At 25.1% G+C, this 26,598-nt stretch carries 24 protein-coding genes, 1 pseudogene and 1 riboswitch; of the genes and pseudogenes, 5 read left to right on the top strand and 20 right to left on the bottom strand.

Annotation, left to right across the window (positions count from 1 at the left end):
- Window positions 1–219 precede the first annotated feature (219 nt).
- Together J2Z25_RS02460 and J2Z25_RS02455 are read left to right on the top strand one after the other, a co-directional pair.
- A complete protein-coding gene (locus tag J2Z25_RS02460; RefSeq protein WP_008678579.1) occupies window positions 220–1,083 on the top strand; it encodes a S66 family peptidase in 864 nt (287 codons plus the stop codon).
- 107 nt (window positions 1,084–1,190) lie between these two features.
- Window positions 1,191–1,628, top strand: coding sequence for a GatB/YqeY domain-containing protein (locus tag J2Z25_RS02455; protein WP_209738068.1), 438 nt, complete (start codon window positions 1,191–1,193; stop codon window positions 1,626–1,628).
- A 37-nt stretch (window positions 1,629–1,665) separates the two neighbouring features.
- On the opposite strand, the gene J2Z25_RS02450 is transcribed toward J2Z25_RS02455, so the two are convergent.
- The 8 genes from J2Z25_RS02450 to J2Z25_RS02415 all read right to left on the bottom strand — a co-directional run bounded on the left by J2Z25_RS02450 (window position 1,666) and on the right by J2Z25_RS02415 (window position 9,746).
- On the bottom strand, window positions 1,666–2,064 hold the full coding sequence (locus J2Z25_RS02450) for a PTS sugar transporter subunit IIA domain-containing protein (protein WP_008678575.1): 399 nt from the start codon (window positions 2,062–2,064) through the stop codon (window positions 1,666–1,668).
- Between the two features lie 82 nt (window positions 2,065–2,146).
- Window positions 2,147–3,022, bottom strand: coding sequence for a DMT family transporter (locus J2Z25_RS02445; protein ID WP_209738066.1), 876 nt, complete (start codon window positions 3,020–3,022; stop codon window positions 2,147–2,149).
- 94 nt (window positions 3,023–3,116) lie between these two features.
- Window positions 3,117–3,305, bottom strand: a complete 189-nt coding sequence (locus J2Z25_RS02440) for a hypothetical protein (protein ID WP_008678572.1) — start codon at window positions 3,303–3,305, stop codon at window positions 3,117–3,119.
- Between the two features lie 151 nt (window positions 3,306–3,456).
- Window positions 3,457–4,923 (bottom strand): PH domain-containing protein, encoded by a 1,467-nt coding sequence (locus tag J2Z25_RS02435; RefSeq protein WP_209738065.1) that lies wholly within the window; start codon window positions 4,921–4,923, stop codon window positions 3,457–3,459.
- Entirely contained in the window at window positions 4,907–5,455 is a 549-nt protein-coding gene (locus J2Z25_RS02430; RefSeq protein ID WP_209738056.1) for a PH domain-containing protein, read from the bottom strand. The genes J2Z25_RS02435 and J2Z25_RS02430 overlap by 17 nt, the downstream gene beginning before the upstream one ends.
- Before the next feature lie 256 nt (window positions 5,456–5,711).
- Window positions 5,712–6,908 (bottom strand): acetate kinase, encoded by a 1,197-nt coding sequence (locus tag J2Z25_RS02425; RefSeq protein ID WP_209738048.1) that lies wholly within the window; start codon window positions 6,906–6,908, stop codon window positions 5,712–5,714.
- Window positions 6,909–7,047: 139 nt separating this feature from the next.
- Window positions 7,048–8,322, bottom strand: a complete 1,275-nt coding sequence (locus J2Z25_RS02420; RefSeq protein ID WP_209738046.1) for a metallopeptidase TldD-related protein — start codon at window positions 8,320–8,322, stop codon at window positions 7,048–7,050.
- Between the two features lie 11 nt (window positions 8,323–8,333).
- Window positions 8,334–9,746: a TldD/PmbA family protein gene (locus J2Z25_RS02415; RefSeq protein ID WP_209738045.1), complete on the bottom strand. Its 1,413-nt coding sequence runs from the start codon at window positions 9,744–9,746 to the stop codon at window positions 8,334–8,336.
- Window positions 9,747–9,949: 203 nt separating this feature from the next.
- Here J2Z25_RS02415 and J2Z25_RS02410 point away from each other — a divergent pair, with 203 nt between their 5' ends.
- A complete protein-coding gene (locus tag J2Z25_RS02410; protein ID WP_209738043.1) occupies window positions 9,950–10,666 on the top strand; it encodes an HAD family hydrolase in 717 nt (238 codons plus the stop codon).
- 57 nt (window positions 10,667–10,723) lie between these two features.
- Here J2Z25_RS02410 and metH read toward each other — a convergent pair whose 3' ends face one another.
- A complete protein-coding gene (metH, locus tag J2Z25_RS02405) occupies window positions 10,724–14,374 on the bottom strand; it encodes a methionine synthase (protein WP_209738041.1) in 3,651 nt (1,216 codons plus the stop codon).
- A gap of 101 nt (window positions 14,375–14,475) precedes the next feature.
- Window positions 14,476–14,573, bottom strand: a riboswitch (SAM riboswitch).
- Window positions 14,574–14,765: 192 nt separating this feature from the next.
- On the opposite strand from metH, the gene aspD reads away from it, so the two are divergent.
- Window positions 14,766–16,394 carry an aspartate 4-decarboxylase gene (aspD, locus tag J2Z25_RS02400; RefSeq protein ID WP_209738039.1) on the top strand — a complete coding sequence of 543 codons (1,629 nt, stop codon included), beginning with the start codon at window positions 14,766–14,768 and terminating at the stop codon, window positions 16,392–16,394.
- A gap of 141 nt (window positions 16,395–16,535) precedes the next feature.
- Here the strand turns inward: aspD and J2Z25_RS02395 are convergent, their stop codons facing one another.
- From J2Z25_RS02395 to J2Z25_RS02370, 6 genes and pseudogenes are all read right to left on the bottom strand, one after another.
- Complete coding sequence (locus tag J2Z25_RS02395) at window positions 16,536–17,201, bottom strand: hypothetical protein (RefSeq protein ID WP_209738038.1); 666 nt, start codon at window positions 17,199–17,201, stop codon at window positions 16,536–16,538.
- Between the two features lie 191 nt (window positions 17,202–17,392).
- On the bottom strand, window positions 17,393–19,189 hold the full coding sequence (locus J2Z25_RS02390) for a WG repeat-containing protein (protein WP_245173031.1): 1,797 nt from the start codon (window positions 19,187–19,189) through the stop codon (window positions 17,393–17,395).
- Between the two features lie 773 nt (window positions 19,190–19,962).
- Window positions 19,963–20,838: a PHP domain-containing protein gene (locus J2Z25_RS02385; protein ID WP_209738034.1), complete on the bottom strand. Its 876-nt coding sequence runs from the start codon at window positions 20,836–20,838 to the stop codon at window positions 19,963–19,965.
- Window positions 20,839–21,044: 206 nt separating this feature from the next.
- Complete coding sequence (locus tag J2Z25_RS02380) at window positions 21,045–21,275, bottom strand: hypothetical protein (RefSeq protein ID WP_209738031.1); 231 nt, start codon at window positions 21,273–21,275, stop codon at window positions 21,045–21,047.
- A 359-nt stretch (window positions 21,276–21,634) separates the two neighbouring features.
- Window positions 21,635–21,808: pseudogene (locus tag J2Z25_RS02375) on the bottom strand (AAA family ATPase); the annotation flags it as partial.
- Window positions 21,809–21,845: 37 nt separating this feature from the next.
- Window positions 21,846–22,583 (bottom strand): class I SAM-dependent methyltransferase, encoded by a 738-nt coding sequence (locus J2Z25_RS02370; protein WP_209738027.1) that lies wholly within the window; start codon window positions 22,581–22,583, stop codon window positions 21,846–21,848.
- Between the two features lie 855 nt (window positions 22,584–23,438).
- Here J2Z25_RS02370 and J2Z25_RS02365 point away from each other — a divergent pair.
- Complete coding sequence (locus J2Z25_RS02365) at window positions 23,439–23,753, top strand: hypothetical protein (protein WP_209738026.1); 315 nt, start codon at window positions 23,439–23,441, stop codon at window positions 23,751–23,753.
- An 82-nt stretch (window positions 23,754–23,835) separates the two neighbouring features.
- Here J2Z25_RS02365 and J2Z25_RS02360 read toward each other — a convergent pair whose 3' ends face one another.
- From J2Z25_RS02360 to J2Z25_RS02340, 5 genes are all read right to left on the bottom strand, one after another.
- Entirely contained in the window at window positions 23,836–23,985 is a 150-nt protein-coding gene (locus J2Z25_RS02360; protein ID WP_176494859.1) for a hypothetical protein, read from the bottom strand.
- An 88-nt stretch (window positions 23,986–24,073) separates the two neighbouring features.
- A complete protein-coding gene (locus J2Z25_RS02355) occupies window positions 24,074–24,502 on the bottom strand; it encodes a GNAT family N-acetyltransferase (RefSeq protein ID WP_209738024.1) in 429 nt (142 codons plus the stop codon).
- Between the two features lie 26 nt (window positions 24,503–24,528).
- Window positions 24,529–24,726 (bottom strand): DUF4177 domain-containing protein, encoded by a 198-nt coding sequence (locus tag J2Z25_RS02350; protein ID WP_209738021.1) that lies wholly within the window; start codon window positions 24,724–24,726, stop codon window positions 24,529–24,531.
- Between the two features lie 357 nt (window positions 24,727–25,083).
- Window positions 25,084–25,527, bottom strand: a complete 444-nt coding sequence (locus J2Z25_RS02345) for a hypothetical protein (RefSeq protein WP_097034470.1) — start codon at window positions 25,525–25,527, stop codon at window positions 25,084–25,086.
- A 531-nt stretch (window positions 25,528–26,058) separates the two neighbouring features.
- Window positions 26,059–26,250: a hypothetical protein gene (locus tag J2Z25_RS02340; RefSeq protein ID WP_209738019.1), complete on the bottom strand. Its 192-nt coding sequence runs from the start codon at window positions 26,248–26,250 to the stop codon at window positions 26,059–26,061.
- Between the last annotated feature and the right edge of the window lie 348 nt (window positions 26,251–26,598).

The raw sequence follows: 26,598 nt of genomic DNA, 5'->3' as shown, positions 1-26,598 counted from the left end.
ACGCTTGATATAAAACTATATTATATTGAAATTATTATTATTAACTTAAATTTTTATTCTATTTACATTTTTATATCTATCATTACTTTATTTATATAAATACCTAATTTAATCCCTTAATTTTATATATATGAATCTATACTATGAAACTAATTAATTGCTTTTTTAATTTTTATTTTTTATACTAAATAATAAATAATTAATATTATGGAGGATTTTATGAAAAGTTTATTAAATAGAAATGATACAATTGGACTAATATCCTGTTCCAATGGCTTAGATGTAAATATGAAAGAGAAAATAGACGAATTAATAACTATATTATCATCTATGAAAATTAATGTTATAACATCGAAAACATTGTTTAAAGATAGTTCCGGGATGACATACGATCCTAAAATAAGAGCAAAAGAACTTATGAATTTATATATTAATGAGGATATTAAGATTATATTTGATTTATCCGGTGGAGATTTATGTAATGAAATTCTTGATTATTTAGATTATGATATTATTTCAAAATATGAGAAACCTTTCTTTGGATACAGTGATTTAACTGTAATCTTAAATGCATTATTAAAACAATCAAATACTGTTAATTATAATTATCAATTAAGGAATCTTATAAGAGAAGATTCTATAAACCAAATTAATAATTTTAAAAACAGCATTTTAGAAGGAAACTCTGATTTATTTAACTTTAATTATAAATGGATTCAAGGTAGCTCTATGTCTGGAACTGTTATTGGAGGCAATATTAGATGCTTCTTAAAGTTAGCTGGGACAAAATTCATGCCAGATTTTAAAAATAAGATACTTTTTCTTGAAGCATTAAGTGGAGATATTAATAAAATAACAACTTTTCTAACTCAATATAAACAAATCGGAGCCTTTGATAATATAAATGGAATTTTATTAGGAACATTTACTGAATTAGAAAAGGATTCATCATCTCCTAAAATTGAAGATATACTTATAAAAATACTTGAAAATCCTATTATTCCTATAGCTAAAACAGATGAATTAGGCCATAGTTCAAATTCTAAATGCATAGGTATAGGAAAAAGTTTATACTTAGACTAGTCTTTGCTTATAATTAGATTTCTTGCAATAATATTCCTTAAAGTATATAATTTTAACAAGGATAAACAATATTGTTTATTATAAGTATTCCAGTGAGGTGAAATTATATGTTAAAAGAAGAATTAAAAAAGAATGAAATAGCTGCTATGAAAGCTAGGGATAAAGCTACTGTTAATGTTTTAAGATTAGTTAATTCAGAAATCAAAGCTTTTGAAGTTAATGAAAGAAAAGATATTTCAGATGAAGATGTTATAAAAATTATAGAAAAACAAATTAAACAACTTAAAGAAGCTCTTCAATATGCTATACAATTAAATGATAATGATAAGATTGAAGAAGGAAACTTTGCAATCAATTTATTAACTCCATATCTTCCAGCACAATTAAGCGAAGAAGAAGTTGAATCTATGCTTAAAGAAATAATTACAAACGGTAATTATGGCCCTAAAGACATTGGAAAAATAATGAAAGAAATAATGCCAAAAGTAAATGGTAAGTTTGATAGATCAAAAATTAATCCTATGGTAAAAAATATATTAGGATAAATAAAAACCTCTCGCTATGAGAGGTTTTTATTTATATTTAATTCAACATATGAACAAATGTATTTGGAAATTCATTTTTCAATGTTTCAACAAGTTTTACTGCATTACATTTATTGTACTGCCCAATCATTATTCCTTCCAAAACTATAGGTAAGTTTACTCCAGATAATATAGTAAATCTATCATAATCATATATAGAATTAATTAAGGATAACCTAAAATTACTTTCTAAAAATATATCACAAAATACTATAATATCTTTATAACAAGTTAACTCCGATAAAGCTAATTTAATTTTATTCTCTAATTCATAATTACTATCTTTATCTAGAAAGTCAATTGCCTTAACATTTGAATAAGTTTTATCAACTAGTTTACAAGCACTATATATGCCTGTTGCAAATTCACCATGCCCAATAATAATAAAACCTATCAATTAGTCACCACCAGTTTTATTAATACTTATATTAATATTATATGCTTTTTCATATAAGAGTTGTTTAAAACTAATAATTATTTTATTTACCTTCTGCCTTATCTAACTTTTGATTATAAATATACATATAATAAGATGAAGCAAAAATAATAAAATATCCAATAAAACTTAGTGTATCCGGTAATACTCCAAATACTAAAAAGCTTATCATGGCCGAAAATAAAATATTTGAGTAATCAAAAATAGATATTTCTTTTGCTGGAGCATATTTATATGCAATAGTTATACCAAATTGTCCTATACTTGCAAATAAGCCCGCCATTAATAAATAAAAAAATTGCTTAATACTCATAGGAGTATATACTGCAATCATAAAAGGAAAAATTACTACTAAAGAAAATAATGAAAAATAAAATACTATTGTATAATGTTTTTCTCTTCCTCCAAGTACTCTGAGACAAGTATAAGCCCCTGCTGCAAAAATTGCACCTAGTATTCCCATAAAAGCAGGAATCATATCTAAATTAAAACTAGGTTTTATTATAAATAATGTTCCGACAAAAGCTATAATAATTGCTATAAATTGTTTGAAATTTATCTTTTCACTTAAAAATAATGCTGAAAAAATAATTACAAAAAATGGGCTTAATTTATTTAACATATTTGCATCTGATAAAACTAGTTTATCAATTGAATAGAAATTCAAAACTATTCCTACTGTTCCTAAAGCTGATCTTAATAATAATACCTTCTGATTTTCCTTTTTTCCAAAAAAACTTTCTTTATTCTTTATTATAAAAAATAAAGCTACTATGCAAGATACTAAATTTCTAAAAAATGTTTTTTGAAATGAAGGTAAATCGCCTGCTAATTTTACAAAAGCAGACATTACTGCAAAACCAAAGGCGGAAAATACTAAGAATAAGATACCTTTAGTTCTATTACTTAAATTATTCATATGATAATCACTCCTTACCTATATAATACCATATTACTATTATATTATAAAAAATTTAACACCTCAGAGCATCATTCTCTAAGGTGTTCTATTACTACTTTATTTCATTAATAAATTCTTCTTCTGTTTCAGTTTCAATATATTTTCCGTTAGCATATCCAATTATAAGGCCATCTCTTCCGCCACATTCACCTATGCATCCTACTTCTACATTATCTTTTCCAAACTTTTCTTCTAACTTTTCTATATCTATTCCTGAACATACTGGACAAACTGATATCATTTTTTATCTCCTTTTAACTTTATTTATTTATTAATATAATTATATTAATAATCATTCTTATTTACAAACTTTAATTATTTAAATTAATTTTATTTATCTAATAAAATCTTTAACTTTCTTAATATTAATCGAATTTTTACAGTTTCCTATTTTATAAAATTAAATTTTCTTCAATAGTATTTAATAAAATCTTTTTCATATTTTTTATAAATACAATATCCCCAATTTTATTACTGTATATATCTAATTTATAATCACATACTGATTTTTTTCTTTGAAAAGGATTTTCTCTAATTTCTACAGATTGTAAATATTCTTGTTTAATTAATGTTGTAACTTTTTCGATGCCTCCACTACTAGCTACTAATAATTCTTTACTAATACCTAAAGATGTATTTTTATAGTTTAGGAATCCTAAAAATATATTAAGTAAAATTAAGATAAAAAATAATATTAATTTAATTATCAAATAAGATTTGGGAATTACAAAAAATAAAGGAATTATAACAAAAATAATTAATATAATAGTTCTTTTTATTATAAACCTACTTAGAACATCTTTAGTAGGCTTGTTAATTTCTCCATCAAATTCAAATGTAGGTAGTATTAAATTTAATGTTGAGTTTATAAACTCCCTATTAGCCACAGGATAAAGTATAGCCTGTTCGTTTTGCTCATCTCCATATCCTACTGTTACAACTTCTATTTGAAATATCTTAAATAATTGTTGTAATAAATTCTGCTTATATCTTATTGCATATATCTTATTTCTTGGAATTGAATATTCCTTTACTGTTAATAATCCATATTTAATTTTAATATCATTCTTATCATTAGTTAAAGTAAAATTGTAAAGTCTAATCATTTCAAATATCATAAATATAATACTTATAAATATATATATAAACATAAATAATAATATTACCATTCCAATAGACTTAACTAATCCAATAGAAAATAACCTTTCGATTTCAACATTTTCTACAATATTATTAGTGATAGAAAATTTAAAGGTTTCTTCTAGATTTTTTAGAAAATCACCTATAAAAAATATTCCACCAACTGCCCATAAAATCTTTGACTTACTTATAGAGTATAAAAATATTTCTTTAAATGATATAGTTTTACTAAATGCTTTATTTGTAAGAGATTCAATTTTCTCTAAGTCCTCATATGCACTTTTGATATTTATTCCATTTATAAAATTTCTAATTTTATAAGCTTCTTCTTTATTTATCTTTATTTTTATTTCTTGTCCAACTTCTTTTACAGCACCAGTATCAACTTTTAAAGTGCATATATTAAACATTCTATCAATAATATTTTTATTTATATCTATGGTATTTATTTTATTAAAAGGTATCTCTAGTTTCTTTTTATTTATTATTCCACTTTTATATATTAACTCATTATTATTAATATAGAACTCTATCATTATCCATTTTAATATAGAATTTATAACACATAGTAATATTAATATGAGAACCCCATATATTCCTCCTTCATCAAGGTTAGCAAAGCATAATACTATAAATACAAATAATCCTTTTATTGATTTAACAACTTCTTCAAAGATAAAACATATATGATTTTTTTTATATTCATTTAATTTCATCATAATTTTCTAAATCCTTATCTAATAAAATATTTACATTAGAATTATTTATTTCTTCACTAATTTTAGTTTTTATAGCCTCCTTTAAATATTCACTTATTTCCTCTGCTATTTTGCAATCAATATTTGGTATTTTATGTTGTCCACCAGCAGTGAAAATACTTATATCATATAGACCTAAAATTTTATTTATTGGCCCTTGGTTTAATTGAATATGTTGAATTCTTATTATTGGAATTATAACTTTTCTTACAAAATATATACCTTCACTAAATTCAATTTTATCATTTGTTATTTTATATCTCCATTGCTTGTATTCAATTGTTGGAGATATAAAAGAATTAATTAAAAGTATAATTATTATAATAAAAATAGACATATTAAAAATAAATCTTATTCTATTAAAATCATTTATTACCTTTGAAAGAAATATTTCACCTGCTATTAAAATTATGCTAATAATAAAAGTAGATATTAATCTTGCTATAATCCATGATTTTATAGCCTTTCTATTCAGCTTTTGATATTCCTGCATTATTGCTTCCCCCATTTATATAATAAAATTTCTCTAATTATTATACCATCTATATAAATTACTTTTAAATAAAATATGTAAATTTAACTATTTTGCAACTATTGTTATCATAAATACAAAACAAAAAACAGATCTTTATATAAACTTCATCACTATAATAAGAGTTTTTATTCCTTCAACTACATATTATAAAATTTTCATTTAAATAAGATCTGCTTTTATAAATTATATTTACTTTTTCAATTAAATTTAGCTACTATTTATTTATTAACTTAACCGTATCTCTAGCAATCATAAGCTCTTCGTTAGTTGGAATTTCATAAACTTTTACTTTTGAATCTTTAGTTGATATTTCTTGAATTTCACCTCTTACGGCATTCTTCTCATCATCGATATTAAATCCTAAGAATTCAAGTCCATTTAAGCATTCTTTTCTAGTTAAAGAGGAGTTTTCTCCTATACCAGCAGTAAATACTATAACATCTACTCCACCCATAATTCCTGCGTATGCTGCAATTTGAGCTCTAACTTTATAATGGAATATATCTAGTGCAAGCTTTGCTCTTTCATTTCCTTTATTAGCTGCCTCAATAACATCTCTAAAGTCTGAAGATACTCCTGAAATACCTAAAACTCCAGATTTTTTATTTAGTAATTCATCTATATCACTAATTTTATATCCATGTTGTTCTGAAAGGAAACTAATAACTGATGGATCTATACTTCCTGATCTAGTTCCCATCATTACGCCTGCTAAAGGTGTAAAGCCCATAGAAGTATCTATTGATTTTCCGCCCTTTACTGCTGCTAATGAACATCCGTTACCTAAGTGACATGTTATAATATTTAAATCCTTTATATCTTTTCCCATTGCATCTGCAACTTTTTGAGATACATATTTATGTGATGTACCATGAAATCCATATTTTCTTATACCATACTTTTCATAAAGTTCATACGGTAGTGGACATATATAAGCTTCCTTTGGCATAGTTTGATGGAATGCTGTATCAAATACTGCTACCATTGGTGTATTTGGCATAAGTTCCATGCAGGCTTCAATACCAATTATATTTGGTGGATTGTGAAGTGGGGCAAGTGATATACAATCTCTAATTGAGTCTAATACAGTATCATCTATTATAACTGAATGAGAATACTTTTCTCCTCCATGAACTACTCTGTGTCCAACAGCAGCAATTTCATCCATTGATTTAATAACACCATGATCTTTGTTAACCAAAGCTTCTAAAACTAATTTAATAGCTGCTTTATGATTTGGCATAGATTCTTTAATAATATATTTATCTTTTCCTTCAACTTTTTGAGTTAATATAGAACCCTCAATTCCTATTCTTTCTACTAATCCTTGTACTAAGGAATTTTCTGTTTCCATATCGATTAATTGATACTTTAAAGATGAGCTTCCGCAATTGATTACTAAAGTCTTCATAATAATTCTCCTTTGCATTCATTTGTTTCACTATTTATATAATACACTAAAAATCTATATATTCAAATTGATAGATTTTTCTATATATCTTAAATATCTTAGATAAATTTGAAAAGGGCTATATATTCAGCCCTTTCCTCTATTTTCCTGAAATTTCTACACTATTTAACTTTATAGCTAATGGCATTTTATAAGAATCTAAATTTTGAACTTCTTTGGATAAAATAAAATCACTTTGAAAATCCCTTATATTAGCAGATAGTGATCCTCCAGTTAAAGGAATTAAATTATCCCCATCTTTTAATAAGGCAAGTCTAATTTCTCCAAAAAAATCTCCTGTTAATGCATCCATCTGGAAATCTGAAAATTTTATAATATGAAGATCTCCATTATTGATCATATCATTAAATGAGATATTTCCTGCTGATATTATTGCACCATCGTATTCTCCAACTGGCTCTAAATTTAAATAGTTCATAAATCTAGAAGATCCATATATACTCTTTAATTCACAATTATCAATTAAAGTTCTATCTATTAATTTAACACCTTCATTACTAAACGGTACGCTAGATGTTAGTTTAATGTTTATTTTATCTCCTTTTATGTCATTTCCTTGAACACTACTATTTATTTTGAAATTTGAGTATCCTTGATAAATCATTGAGGCTTCAGAGTTCTCTAGATAATAACTTAATAATGTTTTTACTTCTTCACCTGATAAAATCACATTATAAGAACCTGTCTTCGGTGGATTTAAACTCTTTTCTCTATAGCCGGTATTTAAAATAGATTCTTTAACTTGTAAAGCTAATTCATCATCTTCTAAATCATTATATCTAAAGCTATTATATAACTCTACATCTTCTTTATCTATCCATTGAGTTACATATTCTCCATTAGTGCTATACTTTATATATTCTATATCAGTTCCGTTAGATCCTACTATTTTCTTCCTTACCTTTTCAACAAAAATTTCTGCTGAATTAATAAATCCTTTATCTATATTATTATTTTTAAAAAGTGCTTTTCTTAACTTAATAGCACTCTCTTCTAAAGTGCTTTCAGAAAGTTTGCTTTTAATTAAAATCTTTTCATTTTTACTTCCTCTAGGTAAATCATAATATTTATTTTTTACTAATGAGGCAATATAATATCCTTCTCCAATAGCTTTATCTATTTCTTCTTTAGTCATTGAAGGATATATAGTTAATGTAGTATCTCCTTTAAAATTTTCTCCATCTTCATTGAAATTATTAAATATTTTTACTGAATAATTCAATAAATGCTTTGATCTCTTCATATCAAGCGAATCTTTTATAAAGTAAAGTTCTACATCTTCAAATTCAGTTTCTGAAATTATATATTCTTCTATCTTATGTTTCTTCAATAATTCTTTAATTAAATCTATCATACAATTCACCTCTATCCTAGTCTAGCCTTACATTTTATATAAGGTCCACCTGCCGAAACTTTAACCCATTCCTTGTATCCTTTTCCACAGTATCCTGTACCACTAGTTCCAAACTCACTAGATATCATTGAAATAGATTTTAATAGATCTGGAACATAGCCTGTAATTATTATAGGCGAAAAGATATTTCCTGTTAATTTGCCATCCTTTATTTCTTTTCCTACATTTGCAATACATTGTATTCCCCAATTTTTCGGATCTTCCATTCCACTTTCTGCTGAATCTATTAAAAATCCATACTTTACTGATTTTATCATTTCTTCTACAGTACTATTCCCGTATTCAATATAAGTATTTGTCATTCTTGAATAAGCTTTTCTATCAAAACTTTGTCTTCTTCCATTACCAGTAGGCTTTTCATTTAAAGATAAAGCTGTTAAGCTATCATTTATTCCTGTTTTTAATACACCATCTTTAATTATTATAGTATCACTAGCCATATTTCCTTCATCATCAAAGAAATAAGATCCAGTTTCTTCTATAGATGCAGCTCCATCATGCATTGTAACTATATCTGATGCAACATATTCTTCCATAAAGTCTTTAGACTTTGCTCTGTCTTTTAAGAACATATCCATTTCTACACCATGTCCAAAAGCTTCATGTACTATTAATCCTGTTATATCTGGAGTGCATATAACATCATATTCTCCTGGAACTATCTTTTTTGCACTTAGTAGTTTCACTGTTTCATCAACAAGTTCATTTGCAACACCATTCATATCATTTAATAATTCTCCACCTTTAGCCCCTGAAAAAATTCTTGTTCCAATTTTATTTCCATTATCATCAGCAGCTATACAAAGGCACATCCCATTTCCCCACATTAAACTTTGTTCTAAGTCTTTCTTGGAAGATAAAAATATCTTATTGACGTTCATATATTCATAAAACACCCTAAAATCTACTACATTTTCACTTAATGATAATCCTTCATCCTTTATTTTTGATAGTGATTCTAATATGTTTTTATCAGTAATATCTTTAGGATGAAGTTTTATTTCTGTTCCTTTAGAGAATTTTACCTCATCTTCATCTATAACTTTATAAATATTTATATTATCATCAAGAGAATTTTTTGAATTCTTTTTTATTTCTTCGATTATGCTATTAAAATTTTCTTTATTAATATAATTAAAAGCATACTCTGAATAATTTACACCATTATAAACTTTTACAACAAAACCTCTTTCTATAAATGCCCCATCATTTATACTTACTGTATTTTTAGATACAATAAACTTCTTACCAAAAGAATCTGTTGCCAAAATTGATACATATTTAAATTCCTTTAGCAATTCTTCTAAAAGTTCATTTAAAATAGGTTTTATATCTTTCAAATATTTACTTATTTCTAATTTCATATTATAGCCTCCTTTTTCATTAAGTTTATCACTAATAAATATATCAGTCCATATTATGGAATAAAAATATTAGTATTAAATATAAATTAAATAAGCACATTTTTGTTTGAAAATACAATTCTTATATAACTTATATATTAATTAAAGGATTTATGAATTATTAAAAGAAGTAAATAATATATAACTTAATATGGGAGGCTTATATGTTTAAAAATTATATATTTGATTTGTATGGAACTTTGGTTAATATAAATACAAATGAAGATTCTCTGATACTTTGGGAAAAATTATCTCTATTCTATTCATATCAAGAGGCAAATTATTCTAGTAATGAATTAAAAGATAAATACATGCAATTAGTAAATACTAAATTAAAGTTAAATACAAATACAAATTATCCTGATTTCAATATAGAAGAAATATTTAAAGAATTATTCAATAAAAAGGGGATTTTCCCAAGTTCTGATACTATTAAAGATACAGCACAAATATTTAGAGTATTATCAGTAAATAAATTATCTCTTTATAATGGTGTTATTGAATTATTAGAGTCACTAAAATCTAAAAATAAAAATGTATATCTGCTATCTAATGCTCAAAAAGTTTTTACTCTTTACGAAATGAAGTTACTAGGCATAGATAAATATTTTGATGGAATACTGTTTTCTTCGGATTTTTGTGTATGCAAACCTGATAAGTTTTTTTATAATTCATTAATAGAAAAATATAATTTAAATCCAATGGAGAGTATAATGATTGGAAATGATTATACTTGTGATATACAAGGTGCAAAAGAAGTAAATTTAAATACCTTATATATTCATTCTAATTTGTCTCCCAATTTAGTTCATGAAATTGATAGTAATTACACAATATTAGATGGAGATTTCAATAAAGTTAAACCCTTAATATTAAAATAAAAAAGAAAACTTATAAAGTTTATTAATTCTTTATAAGTTTTCTTTTTTTGTAAGTAATTATATTAATATATTTGGTAATCTATTTTTTAATTCCTCTAGATCTGAATTATTTCTTTTAGCATAATCTTCTAATTGATTGTAATCTATTTTATAAACATCAAAATATTTAGCTTCACTATTTGCAAAATATAACCCACAAACTGATGATGGGGGATCCATCATATTACTTTCCGTAACTTTTACTCCAGTTGCTTCTTCTCCATTTAATAACTTAAATATCTTTCTTATTTCTTTTTGATCCTTTATTGATGGATAACCTACGGCTGGTCTTATTCCCCTATACTTCCCAGAAAGTAACTCATCATAATTTAAATTCTCATTACTTGAATATCCCCAATAGCTCTTTCTAACATCAAAATGCAATTTTTCTGCAAAAGCTTCTGCTAGCCTATCACATATAAAGCTTAAAAGTATAGAATTATAGTCATCTCCATTTTCTCTTAAGTTATTAGCATACTCTCTAGCCTCAGTTCCACTTGTTACTAAAAATGCACCAATATAATCATCAATTTCTAATCCCTCCGGAGCTATATAGTCGCTTAAAGAAAGGTTTATATTATTTTTATTTTTCTTTTGTTGTCTAAACATATTAAAAGTTTCTATTAAATTATTATCTTTATCAAAAATCCTTATATCATCTTCAGCAGAACTTGCTTTAAATAACCCAAATACTCCTTTTAGTTTCACTATTTTGCTATTTTCTAAATCATCCAATAATTTATTTGCATCATAATATATTTTGTTGGCTTCTTTACCATAGCTATTGTCTTCTAAAATTTGTGGAAATTTCATTTTCATTCCCCAAGCTGAAAAAAAGAAACTCCAATCTATAAAAGGCCTCAAATCTTTTATAGTATAATCATAAATTTCTTTCACACCTAAAAAATTAGGTTTTTTAATAAGAGTATTTTTCCAATCTATTTTTAATTTATTTTTTCTTGCTTCTTCTAATGAAATAAATTCAAGTTTTACTTTTTCATAATTTTCTCTTTGTAACCTGTAATCCTCTTTAGTTTTCTTTATAAATTTATTTTTTTCTTTTGATACTAATATCTTACAAATTTCAACAGTTTTAGATGCATCATATCCATATATTACTGGTCCACTATAATTAGGATCTATTTTTAATGCTGTATGAACTTTAGATGTAGTTGCACCACCAATTATAAGTGGAATATTTAAATTTCTTTTTTCCATTTCCTTTGCTACTGTTATCATTTCACTTAAGGATGGAGTTATCAATCCACTTAACCCAATTATATCAACATTTTCCTTAATTGCTTTATCTATTATTTCTTCGCACGGAACCATGACACCTAAATCTATAACTTCAAAGTTATTACAAGATAAAACAACTCCAACTATATTCTTTCCTATATCATGAACATCACCTTTTACAGTAGCTATTAATATTTTTCCATCCCGAGTAAACTCACCATCTTTTTCACTATTTATATACGGCGTTAGGTATGAAACTCCTTTTTTCATAACTCGTGCTGATTTTACTACTTGAGGCAAAAACATTTTTCCATCTCCAAAAAGTTCTCCTACTTTTTTCATACCATCCATTAAAGGGCCTTCTATTATATCTAAAGTCCTATCATATAAATTTAATGATTCTTTTAAATCTTCTTCTATATAATTAGTAATTCCTTTGACTATAGAGTATTCTAGTTTTTCTTTGCAAGTTAAGTTTCTCCAATCCTCTTTACTTTCTCCGCCTTCTCTTAAATCATTTTTATATAAAGTAGCAGCTTCTAAAAGTTTTTCACTTGCATCTTCAGAACTATTTAAAATAACATCTTCAACTAATTTAAGTAAATCTTTTGGAATATCGTCATATATCTGAATCATACTTGGATTCACAATCCCCATATCCATACCATTTTTTATAGCATGATATAAGAAAACTGAATGCATAGCTTCTCTTATTTTATTATTACCTCTAAAAGAAAATGATAAATTACTAACTCCACCTGAAACCTTAGAATATGGTAGATTTTCTTTTATCCATTTAGTTGCATTTATAAAATCTAAAGCATAGTTATTATGTTCTTCAATCCCTGTTGCTATTGCTAAAATATTCGGATCAAATATTATATCTTCTGGTGGAAAATTAACTTTATTCACTAAAAGATCATAAGCTCTTTTACATATACTTATCTTCTTTTCATAATTATCTGCTTGACCTTTTTCATCAAAAGCCATTACTACTACTGCTGCACCAAAATCTTTAATAATCTTTGCCTTCTTTAGAAAATCTTCTTCTCCATTTTTTAAAGAAATAGAATTCACTATATGCTTCCCTTGAATTACTTTAAGACCTTTTTCTATAACTTCCCATCTTGATGAATCAATCATTATAGGTTTAGCTGAAATATCAGGTTCTGAAGCTAAAAGTTTTAAAAAATAATCCATTTCTTTTTCACTATCTAAAAGCCCATCATCAAAATTTATATCTATTATTTGAGCACCATTTTCAACTTGCTCTTTAGCAATAGAAAGAGCTTCTTCATATTTCTTTTCCCTAATAAGTCGTGCAAATCTTAAAGATCCTGAAACATTCGTTCTTTCTCCAATATTAATAAAATTACTTTCTTTATTCACCTTGGTTATTTCTAATCCACTATATACACTTTCTATTTCAATTCCTTTTACAATTCTTGGTTTATAGTTTTTAGATATATTTGCAATTGCTTTTATATGTTCATAAGTAGTCCCACAGCATCCGCCTACTATATTTAGATATCCTTCTTTTAACATTTCTTCAATACACTTTGATGTTATTTCAGGTGACTCATCATAAAACCCTAATTCATTAGGCAATCCTGCATTTGGGTAAACTGATACAAATAGATCCTGGGTTTCTGATAACTCTTTTATAAATTGATTTAAATCTCTCGCTCCAAAAGAGCAGTTTAGTCCTATTGAAATGATATTTTCGTTTTTCATAGAAGCAGCAAAAGCTAAAAGATTTTGTCCAGATAAAATTCTTCCTGATTTATCTGATATTGTTCCAGATACCATTATAGGAAGGATTTTATTTTTCAACCTGAAAATATCATTTGCAGCCATAATAGCAGCTCTTGCATTTAAGGAATCAAAAATTGTTTCTATTAAAACTAAATCAATACCTCCATCAATTAAAGCACCTATTTGTTCTACATATGCATCTTTTAACTGGTCAAAAGATATATTTCTATATCCTGGGTCTTCAACATTTGGAGATAATGATGCCATTCTATTGGTTGGCCCTATAGATCCTGCTACATATCTTTTTTTACCATCCTTTTTAGAAAAATCATCACAAGCCATTTTAGCTAGCTTTGCACTTTTATAATTTAAATCATAAACTAAATTTTCAAGTCCAAAATCACTTTGTGATATTCTATTTGAATTTAATGTATTAGTTTCTATTATATCTGCACCTACATCTAAAAATCCTCGATGTATTTCATCAATTACTTCTGGCTTTGTTATACTCAATAAATCATTATTTCCCTTTTGATCTATAGGAAATTCTTTTAATAAATCTCCTCTATAATCAGCTTCTTTTAACATAAATGATTGAATATTAGTTCCCATTGCCCCATCTATTACTAAAATTCTTTTTTCTAAGTCTTTTACTATTTCAAAATCTCTCTTCATTATACAGCCCCCCTTTAATAACTCTAAATATTATATACACAACTAATATCAATAAAAAAATCCCTTCTAAAATAAGAAAGGATTATATACAAACTCTATTACTCTTATTTTTCAGAAAAATCTGTAGGATTTAGCACCACACTAGAAAGCAGGTTGCTGGGTTTCAAAGGGCCAGTCCCTCCACCACTCTTAATAAGATATTATTTTATATAATTATATAATCTTTATTATTTATTGTAAATATGTTTCAATAAATAATTACATTTAAGTTTAATTTTTATATAAATTGTTAGTATTAATTTTTTATATTATTAATTCATCTATATTAAAGGAATAATATTTTAATTCATAACAAAAAATAAGATAAAACTTTTATTTAAGGAGAAAAACTATGGACAAAAACTTACAGCGTGAAGAAATCGAAAAAATTTATGGTAAAATAAGTCCATTTGAATTTAAAAATAGGTTAATAGAACTAGCTAATGGTGAAAATGAAAAAACAGCCCGTATTCTTTTAGACGCTGGTAGGGGAAATCCAAATTGGACAGCATCTACTCCTAGAGAAGCTTTTTTTACATTTGGTCTTTTTGCTGTTGATGAAACTAAAAAAGATATTAATAATGGTGATTTAGCTGGAATGCCTAAAAAAAATGGTATTTATAATAGATTCATAGAATTTATAGATAAAAATAATATTTTACCAGGGACAGAATTACTAAAAAAAATAATTGAATATGGAATAAATGAAAAAAGCTTTAATGCTGATGATTACTTATATGAATTAACGGATGCAATTATTGGAGATAACTATCCTGTGCCAGATAGAATGCTGTATCATATTGAAGAAATAGTTCATGATTATTTAGTACAAGAAATGTGTTACAATAAGCCTCCAAGTGGTAAATTTAATATTTTTGCAGTAGAAGGAGCTACTGCAGCAATGTGTTATATATTTGATACTTTACGATCAAATATGCTTCTTAACCCTAAAGATAAAATAGCAATAATGGTACCAATTTTTACTCCTTATCTAGAAATACCTGTTTTACCTAGATATGATTTAGAAATAGTTCCTATAAAAGCTACTGAAACAACAACTGATGGTACACATACTTGGCAATATCCATTATATGAATTAGAGAAACTTAAAGATAATTCTATAAAAGCTTTATTTATAGTGAATCCAAGTAATCCACCTTCTGTTTCATTAAGCACTAAGTGCAGAAAAAACCTAGTTTCTATTATAAATGAATATAATAAAGATATAATGATAATTTCTGATGATGTTTATAGTACGTTCGTTCCTGAGTTTAGATCATTAATGGCCGATTTGCCTTATAACACTATAGGAGTTTATTCCTTTTCTAAATATTTTGGAGTTACAGGATGGAGATTAGGGACTATAGCTATTCATGAAAAAAATATATATGATAAACTTTTGAAAGAATTATCAAAAGATAAAAAGAAAATTTTAAATAGAAGATATGGTGATATGAAATTAAACCCAGAAACTATACCTTTCATTGATAGGATAGTTGCAGATAGCAGACAGGTCGCCTTAAACCATACAGCAGGCCTTTCTACACCCCAACAAGTGCAAATGGCATTTTTTTGTGCATTTGCATTATTAGATGATGAAAATATATATAAAAAACAAACTATAGAAATATGTCATAGACGTCAAAAATTACTATTTGATAGTCTTGGCCTAAGCTTAAGAAAAGATATAAATGATGCAGCTTATTATACGGAATTTGACTTATTAGAGTGGGCAAATTACAATTATGGTTCAGGATTTGCAAATTATCTTGAAAGCAGTTATAAACCAGTTGAGGTATTATATAGATTAGCTCAAGAATCATCCATTGTATTATTAAGTGGATCTGGCTTTCAAGGTCCAGAATGGTCTATAAGAATTTCTTTAGCAAATTTAAGAGATGAAGATTATACTATTATAGGAAAAACTCTACATGAAATTCTTGATGAATTTGTAAGTAGGTGGAAAGAAAGTATTAAGTAAAAAGTAGTAATATAAATAAAGCTAGACTTGAATAAGCCTAGCTTTTATCTCTATTTAGAAGTGGATTTATATTGTTGAAAGATGATAAATTGTAGCACTACCATAAAATATAGTAGTACTACAAAACCAAAATAAAGATAATTAGAAGTTATTATTAAAACAACAATTATTATTAAATTTTTTATTACATTTATTTGCAACTACTGTATTTGATCCTAGATATTTACATCCCTTATAAATAGTTTGAGATGAAAAATGAATAATATTACAATCACATAAATGATCTTTTATATAATTGCAATCATTTATAAAAAAGTGATTATATCTAGTAAAATATCTATTAAAGAAATTTTTATTATTAATAATAAAATTTTTACCATTTATATTACAATGCTGATTATATTTTCTTACTTGTCCTGGTATTTGAATTACCTTGTTTCGATTCTTACATTGAAGTTTTCCTGAACATTGCATAGGACGGTGCATTCCTTGTACTGAGTTCATTTCTTGAGTCACTTCGAAATTTTGGAATCCTTGAAAAGATTGCATCCCTTGTGATTTCATTAATTCTTGATTATATTGATTATTTTGAACACCTTGAAACATATCTATGTTTCTTGAATTATTTGGTTTCATTTGAGATGAATTTTGTAAATCAGGATTTATATTAGGTAATCTTTCTTCTATATTTACTATATATTCTTGATTATCATATTGTTCTTGATTATTACATGAACAATTTTCATTATTCATGCTCATTGTTTTAAAATAATCTTCATAACTGTAATTTGAATTATTATAGTTCATCTTAGTCCCCACTTTCTAAATATCTTTTGTTTATTTGATTATAATATATATTATTCTTTAGGTTTATATTGTTTCCTTAGTTTTTTTTATTTTATTTATCATCATTTACGAGTATATTATTTAAGATATTATCTAATTATAGTAATAAAAAAGCATATAAGAATTCTAAAATTCCAATATGCTTCTTATTCCTATCCATTAAACTTTTTATAAAAATCTCCTTGGCTATTTAAATAAGCCTCTATTTGAGTAAATGGTATTTTAAAAGTAATAACCCCAGCAGAATAAGGCCCTATTTTATATGGAGGATAATAAATATATAAATTATCTTTATCTATATAAAAGTCTTGACTCTCTGATATTCCTTTAAATGAACCAGGAAAAACATATTCATAACTAGGATCATTTTCTATAAATCCACTTATTATCTTATTTAAAATTGCTCTCCAATTTGTATCACTTTTAAATAAATCTTTTAGCTTATAAAATCTTCCTGTTAATAAGTCAATCGCACATGTTTTTCTTATTGGTGTTCCATTAACTGCTCCTAATGAATAATAGTATCCTAATAGATCTATTATTAATGAATTATCTTTGTAAAATAATATTTGAAAATTTCCGTAGTAATTATATGATAATACCTGATCCTCTATAATATTAGGCTCATTATCTATTACTTCTTCTTTTGCTGGTATATAAAATGATATTTTTCGTAATTTTGAATTAACTTCTTTTTCTATATTTTCATCATGTATCCCTTTCACTTGTGGAATATATATGAGATAATTAATATTAGGTTTATACTTATCAATTATTAATGAATATTTTTTGTCTAAAGGAAATTCTTTATTAGGCTGATAAATAAATTTATTATTTTTATCTAAATAATAAGGAGAGTAATCTATATTAGCATGTATAATTCCACCTTTAGCTCTAAGTTCACCACTTCCATAAACCATTGGTAGATTTTTTACTATTCTTCCATACCTATCTAAAAAAAATGTTTTTTTATCATCAGATCCATATGATAACCCATTTATATACATACCAATATTGAGATAAATAAATTTTGTTAAAAGAGTTCCTAGTGAATCTCCTATAGCATAAATACTTCTTGGAAATATACTATTATCTCCTATTGGTAAACCTAAAGCTATCTTCCCCTCACCTAAATGTTTTATATCACTATATATCTCACCATAAATCTGCCTTCCTAATTTGTCAATAACTCCATGTGTACAGATTATGTTGTTGTTACTTCTACTGACTACTGCTACCCCATCATTAAATCCTTTGGCATCACAATAAATCGGACTAATAACTATTTCTCCATCTCTATTTATATATCCATATGGGCCACCTAATAATATTGAAAATACCATTAAGTCTTCTCCATATGACCCAACATATTCAAAATTATAAGTATTACTAATATTACCTTGTGTATCTATTAATGCAAATTCCCTATCTTTGATCTTTATCAATCCAAAGCCATCATTAAAATCATTTGCATGCATATATTTAACTTCAGTAATTTCCTTTCCATCTAAATCAATATATCCATATTTAGAGCTTTTACCATTTATTTTAGTTACAACTGCATATCCATCGTTGTAGTTTCCTATATAATCGTAGACTACCTCCCTTAACTTATTTCCTTTTTCATCCAAAACCCCCATTTTAGATTTTTCAGTATAAATTGCCCTTCCTTCTTTATATGGATTTATATTATCAAATTGAGGATTTACATTGTAATTTCCCTTAATATCAATTATTCCAAACTTGTTATTTTCCTTAATTATTGCTAATCCAAATTCGTTAAAATCATATGCTCTTGTAAACTTAAACGGAATTATTACCTCACCATCTTTATTTATATAACCATACCTATCTCCATCGACAGTATTTTTAAGTGCAGGAAATAAATCAACTTCTCTTTTTTTAGTATTCTTCTTTTTACTTTGTTTATTATTTTTTCCCCTATTCATATAACCCCTCGAAAATTCATTAATAATGTATATTATATTTTTATATTTTTTATTCGATACACTATTATAGGTGTTTAAAATAAATATTTTAACAAAAAAAATTCTTATTAACCGTAAGACTTCCACCAAAAGGCATAAAATATATTAATTTAGTGTATTCTTTAATTTAAATATTTATATAATTTACTCACTTATATTTTTAATGAAATCCAATCTCTTATTTATGAATAAACATAAATTTACTTTTAACTATCTTCATAACTACTTTCTTTTATACTTCTTTTTGTAACCCATTTTTTCCAATAATTATCCAATATTATTCAAATTAATTTTACTTATTATTTATGTAGTACTTTTATCTAATTTAAACTATAAAATCACATAAGAATCTATACAAAACTTTACTAATCTTTTAAGATCAAATATAAAAACATTATATTATCAACGATTCAATGAAATACAATTTGCAAAGGTGTAATATTAAACAAATATTAATTTTAATAAGAGATGCAAAATGAATAAAAAGTCTACATTTATTACCTTCATAATTAATGTTATTTTTAAAAATCGTAAAAAATTTAAATAAGCATTTTACTTCCATTGATGTTTTAATTGATTATAGTTCATAACTAACCTCTTTTCATATCTTTAAATTTCATATGAAAAGAGATGCAGCTAGCTGATATAAATACGATTATTCGATAAAATCTACTATCAAACTATTATAGCTGCATCTAGTAACTACTTCGGATTATCATCATATTCGAAGCCTTCTATTTTAATATTTTATCTATTGAAACATCTTTCGGCTCAAATTTGAATTTTCCAATTTCTATATTAGGTTTTGTCTTTCCATGAAAATCGCTTCCGCAAGTTATTATTATATTATTTTTTAAAGCCTTATCATAAAAGTAATCTATTTGCCCTTTTGTATGATAACTACTAAAAACCTCTATACCATCTATTCCTTCTTTTATTAATTCATCTATTTCATCTAAGTTATCTCTTAAATTGTTACCTGGATGAGCAATTATAGCTTCACCACCATGTTTATGAACTAATTCAATTGACTCTTTTAAACTTATAAATTTTATCGGAACATAAGCTGGTTTTCCTTGTGCAAAATAATCCCAATAAAAATTAACATAAGGCATATCACTTCTGCTTCCACCTTGTAAATATGGCTCTAATATAGCAGAATTTCTATTTTCATTATCTTTTAATAGTATTTCAGCTATTAACTCACCAGTAACAACTCCATTTGATGATTTTTCAAGAACTTCCTCTTCACTTATATTTAAACCTGTATATTCTTTTATTAACCTTATCTTTTCTTTTGAAGCTTTTCTTTCTTGATTTAAAATATCTTCTTCAATATTATAGAAATCCTTTTCTTTATAATTTATATTGTATCCAAGTAAATGTAGGTTTATATCATTAAATGTACAATCTATTTCTATTCCTGGTATAACCTTTATATCTTTATCTCTACTATAATTTAAAGCTCTTTCCACAGCTTTTACTGAATTGTGATCACTTATAGAAATTATTTCAACATTATTTTTCATTGCTCTATCAACAATTTCTTCTGGAGTATATTCTCCATCATCACTAAAACATGAATGAATATGCAAATCTATCTTACTCATATCTGCCTCCCCGTAATTAATTATTATTTAAAAATCATTTTATTTACATTATACAATGATTTTTAAATAATTAGTTTTCAAATATAGATAATTTTATAACAAATTATCTATAAGATGTTATACAGTTAAATTATTATTTTCAGATAAAATGAATAAATCCGATTCATACAAATCGAAAGTAAAAAACTTTCCTTCTACTAAAAACTTTATAATTTCCCTATTTTGTAATTAGTAATTCCTATAAAATCGCTACCTTTTGGTCCAACAGTTCCATCTACATCAATATCCATTGGAATTACTTTTCTTGATCCATCATCATATTCAACTAAAGCAAAGCATACAATTGGTAATGTAAAATCTCCATTTTTTTCACTAATATATTCAGAATAAACTTCTTTCGTATTTGGTATTATTTGAATTATTTTATAATCCCCCATCTTTATCGCCTCTTTCTACTTATAATCCTCTAAAGTTTCATATCTACTATCTGTTACTAGTACAACAACTTTCCGTTGATGCTATACCATAGAATCTACATTATAGACAGTCCATTTATTTTCTCTATCTAAAAATACTTCACTAAATCTCATATTAAGCATAGGCTCAATTATAAATATAAATCCTGAAGCCATCAACTTTTAGGTTTTTATATATACTATTGTAAATGAATATTTTCTATAATTTTACTGCTAACTCTATCACTCCTAATGAAATATTATTATTTATATCCATATAAAACTTGATATAGCTTGTAATAATATCATAAAAAATAAAACCAATTTTACGATGATGAATTTATATTATTTATTACCATCCATTTATTTTCTTCATTAACAACAAACGGATCAATCATCCAACACCAATCTCCATCAAGCCATACAGAATTCTGAAGTTTTTTACTTAACTCTTTACAAGTTGTAGTTTTACCTACACCCATAGCTCCATTAACTATAACTAACTTTTTCTTCACTTTGAAAACCTCTTGTACTAAAAAATACTAAATACTATTAATCTTTTTTTCTAGCAGAAATTATTAACATCATTGGTCTACGAAGTTCATCTTGCATTTCAGTGTTACATAATAGCATTGACTCCTCTGGCATTGGTTCTATAAGATTTGTTATTTCAAACCCATTTATAAGTAATCCATTTATATAAGTTGTCAAAGTTTTATGATATTTCATAACATCCTTACCTAAAAAATTGCTTTTGCGAATTCCTTCTATAAAATAATTATCTACTGGCCAATATAATTTACTTTTCTCTTCATCATAGCACCAATCTTGGTTTCCATGTGCTGTAAATATTGGATGTTCAACTGAAAAGACAAAATCCCCACCTTTAGATAAACACCTATTTACCTTTTTACAAATATCATCAAAAGATTTTATATAATGAAATGCTAAAGAGCTAATTACAACATCAAAACTATTTTCTTGGTAATCTATATCTTCTATAGGTTTTCTGGTATATTCAATTAATGAAGAATTATTTATCCTCTTTGCTTCATTTAACATATTCTCTGATATATCTACCCCAACTACAGCTTTTGCCCCATGTTCAGCTGCATATTTACAGTGCCATCCAAAGCCACATCCTAAATCTAATACTCGTTTATCTGTAAAGCTAGGCAAAACCTTTTTTAACTCATGCCATTCCCCAGCAGATTTTAATCCATTTACTGAGCGTGGCATTTTTTTATATTCTTTGAAAAAACTTATATCATCATATTTATTTTCTTTCATTTTTACTCCTCCTATATGTGATTTTAACTTAAATTTATTTTTCCCCTTATTCTAAAAAAATTTGAAAGTCCATACCCCTGATTTGTATAATAATTAATGACCCCCTCCAACTATTCACAATTAATTCTGTATTTATATCTATAATTAATTCATATATATTCTATTTAATAATATCATTAAATAAATTATTGTTAAAACTTACATTATATCCTTCAATAACTTTTCATAAGGAATTAAATATACATCATTAAATTTAACTTTTATTCTATTTAATAATTCTCTATACATTTAAAATCTTCCTCTATTATTTTATTAAATTAATTATTATTAAAATCATTAGGTTTATTATAGTTCAACTCATCTCTTAGTTATAAGATTTATCTATTTCATTGTGATTAACTTACTTTATTATTATTTAAACATGAAAATATTGCTCTATACTTAGTAACACTTATGTGATATTGAGAATATATTAAATTATATATAGAGAGGTGAATAATATGCCATTTTGGGGATTTAACAGATGTTGTTGTTGCTGCCGTAGATGTTGTAGATTCAATAGATGTTGTGGATTTAATAACTTCTGGGGAGGCTTTTGGTTTTAAGAGTATTATGAATTAATTTCTTACAATTTTTTAATAATAAACTAATATTAAATGGTGGATTTTATAGTCCACCTCTCTATAATATCTGATATAAATTATTTCTATTCTTAAAAGTAATCATATTCAGACTATCAAATATTAATATAGATTTTATATCTTACTTGATCTCTTATTTTTTAACTTTATCTAAATACCATATTGAATATTTATTTTATATTTGATTAAAATAAGTATGAAAGGTGGTTAGATTATGAAAAAATCGATATTTGTATTTATAATTTCATTATCTTTGTTTTTTAGTACTTCTACACAATCTACTTACGCTGTAAATTTATTTGAAGAAGGTGTTTATCAAGCTTCTGACTTAAATTTTTCTCCTCAAAATAAATATACAGTCCAAAATATATCTGAATCTAATAGTGTTTATTTACAAGTGTTTGATGAAAATCAAATTCTTGTTCAATCTATTCGTCTTACTCCTAAATCTGATAAATTTAACTTAACAGCCTTACTTCCAGATTACAGAATTGTTATAATTGGTAAAGGTAATGTTTTCATTTCTTAAAGGACACTATAAAGTGTCTTTTAATTCTTATTATACAACTACTACGCTTATTATTTATTCTTAAAGCTAATTTGATCTATTATTAAAAATGTACAAAAGAGTAAGGTAAAACTATAATAATTGTAGATGCTATTATCATACTATCATCATTAAATTTTAATAAGGAAAATAATATCATAAAACCAAATACAATACAAAATGTTCTTCTCATTACCTTTAAAAAGTTTCTCATTTTATTTCCATCCTATATATTTCTATAATTTATACTTTTTACATTAAATTTTACTCAAATTCATCTATAAAAATATAAGAATACAAATCTAACTAAATAATTTAATAAAATTCTTCTGTTCCTTTCTATAGATATAACCATTTCTTTCATAAAATCTATGTGCATCTTCCCTATCAATTCCTGAAACTAGCCTTATTCCAGAATATTTCTTTTCTATTGCTATTTCTTCTAATTTATCTATTAAGGCTTTTCCTACTCCATTTTTTCTATAAGATTCTTTAACTACAAATCCTAAAATATTTATTAAAGAATCTGAGTATAGTAACTCATATTCACTACCATATATATACCCAATTATATTATTATTTATGTAAGCTACTAAAATAATATCTTTCTTGTTTTCAATTATATATTTAATTTTTTTCCTTACTTTTTCTTCTTCATATAAATAACCTAATTCTTTATTAAGCATATATATCTTTATAATCGCTATAGACACTCTTCTAATACTTACCATTTTATATCAATCCTTTAATTAATTTTTTATATCGAATCATTTATTTGTTTTTCAAATACTAAATCAAATTTCTTGATTTCGCCATTATTATTATAAAATTCTGTAGGTATTGCTGTAACAAATCTCCATCCTTCTTTACTATACTTATCTATAATCTCTCTATGATCTGAAGGTTCTCTAAATAATCCATTAGTTTGAGCTTCTTTATACATATACTTGTACATACTTTCTCCTTCAATTAAGCTTAAATATAATATTTAATATATATATTATACAATATTTTATATTAAATGTAATTGTTATACATATTATTAATTATATTTTCAATTTTCCAACTAAATAAGTTCAATTCTTTATTCCTATCAATAAAGCACTTAAGATATAAGCTTATTATTTTAATTATGAGAAAATGCTAAAAAGCCCAACATACTTCTAAGTTCTATGTTAGGCTAAAATACTTTATTGAATATTTATAATTTCTAGAAACAGATATATTTGTAATAGTACTTCTTTAAGTTTATTTTCTCCTTATAAGTAAAAATTTATAAACTAGTTACTTTCTCTAATAAATTCCTTATAATCTAACCTCTAATCATATACTTTTGAAATAGTTTATCTGCCATTTCAGGATTAGATCCCTTTAAGTCATTTAAATATACAAGAGCACTTCCTTTATATTCTTTTTCTTCACCAAATAAGATAACTTCATAACAGCTTCTTAAAATATTTACAACACAATTCTCAAAATGATTTTCTTTACAACTTTTACAAGTTCTTAGAATATCTGCAACTCCATCCATTATGTACTCTTTATCATATATTCTTGTATCCATAATCGGAATATTCTTACATCCATCAATTACATATGTAACTTTATTAATCATACAATTTTTAATGCATTCTGTTCCATACCCAACTAAACAGGTTTCTCTTTCGCATACTACACATATATTTTCAGAAAGGCAACAGGGGCTAAGCTTGTCTACCAATCTACTAAAATTTACATCTTTAAATGCAACTCCCATATTTTCATCCTCCATTTTAAAACGCTTTATAAGAACATCTTATCCTTTACATTTATACATTCAATACATTAATATTTATTGAAACTTAAAATCATATATTATAAAATTATAATAATAATTAATCTTATTCTATATTATACCATTTTTATTTATTTTAACCAATAATAATACTATTATTATTGGTTAAAATAAATACTCTCCTGATAATCCCCTACTATTTTTTTATTTTTTATTAATAACTAATATTGAGTATTATATTTCAATAATGAAATTCCCAAGAACATTAATTTAATTCTTACTTTTATTTTTAAATAAAGCTATCTAATTGAACTAGATAGAATTATTAGATCTTCAGTAAGTAAATTGTCTATATATACTATTAATTATTCTCTCCTATTAATAATTTAACTAAATTCTTTAAGTTTTATATTATGACTTCTATTTTCTTTTATGATCATTTAATATAAATTTATAAAAAATACTCAACATATAAAATGATGTTGAGTATTTTCATTATATTATTTTTATATACTAGAATATTCTTCTTATTAAAATTATAAATTCTTTTAATAATTTATTTCTTTTATTTTTAGATGATTTATAAACTTCACTTCTAATTTCTATTGAACTTAATCTTTCATCTTTACAATATCTTTCAAAATCTATAGCGTTTTTTTCATTATTAACCATAGTTGGATTAATAGATTCTCCGATAATAAACATATAAAATTCCTCCATTTCTATTTCTGTCACCTATTTCCATTTGGTTTTCTTTAACTTTTCTTAATTTGATCATTTAATAATATCCTCCTTTAAAATATTTTTATATAAAAATGACCCTAGTTTACCCAGGGTCATTAAATATCACTTTATTTAGCAATTAAGTGCATAAAAAAACCATGAGAATAATAACTCATGGTGGCACAATTAACAAATTAATATTCCGTAAAAAATTACAGATTATCTCCACTGGTAGAGCTACTAATAAAATATAGATTATATTCAATTTGATTTTTATTAGATTTTAAATTCATAAACATAACCCTACCTCCTTAATTTTATAAATAAATA

Source organism: Clostridium tertium (assembly GCF_017873245.1).
GTDB lineage: Bacteria > Bacillota > Clostridia > Clostridiales > Clostridiaceae > Clostridium > Clostridium tertium.
This window is presented reverse-complemented; position numbering and strand designations above follow the sequence as displayed.